A 928-nucleotide genomic window follows, 5' to 3' on the forward strand; every position below is an offset into this window, starting at 1 on the left:
GCGCGGCCTCGTCCGCCGGCAGGCACACGGCGATCGCCGGCACGCGGCGGTCCTCGTGGCGCGAGGGCATCTCGTAGGTGAGGGCGATCATGCCCGGATGGGCGTCGACCCTGAGCGCGCCGCGTGCGGTGGCGACCGCGATCCGCTCCGGCAGGGCCGTGACCTGCGCCGGCTCCTCCGCGTCCCGCATGAACTCGGCGATGCCGCCGAACACGCCGAGGCTCCAGCCGGTGCGCGGGTCCGCGGCGTGGCGGCGCAGCAGGGCGAAGGCGTCCATGCCGCGCAGGGTCTCGGTTTCGCTCATGGGCTGTGCTCCGTGCGGTCCGGGCCGTCGAGGCGGCTCCAGGGGATGACAAGGGCACGCCGTCGCGCGTGCCGCGCTCGACGGCGACGCGATAGGCGGCGGCCACCGGACCCGGCGCCAGAACCTCCATGGGCGCGCCGAGGGCGGCGAGGGTGCCCCGGTCCATCAAGGCGAGGCGGTCGCAGAAGCGGGCGGCCAGCGTCAGATCGTGCAGCACCGCCACCACCGCGGTGCCGGCGCGGGCGGTGGCGCAGGAGGTGGCGGCGGCGCTGGCGCCGATTCTCGACGGCTCGATCACGGTGCATCTGTCCGCCTGCGCCAAGGGCTGCGCCCATCCGGCGAAGGCCGCGCTGACGCTGGTGGGCATGGACGAAGGCATCGCCCTCGTGCGAGAGGGCACGGCGGGCGGCGGCCGCGGCGCAGCGCGAACATGAGCAGCGCCAGCGGCCCGAGCGAGATCAGCGGGCCATAGGTGAGGCACACCAGCCAGTTGCTGCCGACCATCCGCGCGCTCCAGGCCGACTCAGGGGACCGCCAGCAGTTTCCAGCGCCACGGCACGGCCAGGAGCACGGCGGGAGCGGCGAGCCACGCTGCCGCGCCGCCGACGCGCCGCCGCCCGGCCG

The 928-nt window shown here is 76.1% G+C and carries 2 protein-coding genes and 1 pseudogene; 1 reads left to right on the forward strand and 2 read right to left on the reverse strand.

Features of this window, described 5'->3' with window-relative positions:
• Window positions 1-304 (reverse strand): DUF6925 family protein (locus tag AC2W7M_RS26375; RefSeq protein ID WP_486136132.1); only part of this gene is annotated, 304 nt, incomplete at its 3' end.
• Window positions 305-456: 152 nt separating this feature from the next.
• Between AC2W7M_RS26375 and AC2W7M_RS26380 the strand changes: the two genes are divergently transcribed.
• A complete protein-coding gene (locus AC2W7M_RS26380; protein WP_486136134.1) occupies window positions 457-738 on the forward strand; it encodes a hypothetical protein in 282 nt (93 codons plus the stop codon).
• A 37-nt stretch (window positions 739-775) separates the two neighbouring features.
• Here the strand turns inward: AC2W7M_RS26380 and AC2W7M_RS26385 are convergent.
• Window positions 776-928, reverse strand: a pseudogene (locus tag AC2W7M_RS26385) (hypothetical protein); the annotation flags it as partial.

It is taken from the genome of Xanthobacter sp. BG11Y11_SDJG, from assembly GCF_057364445.1.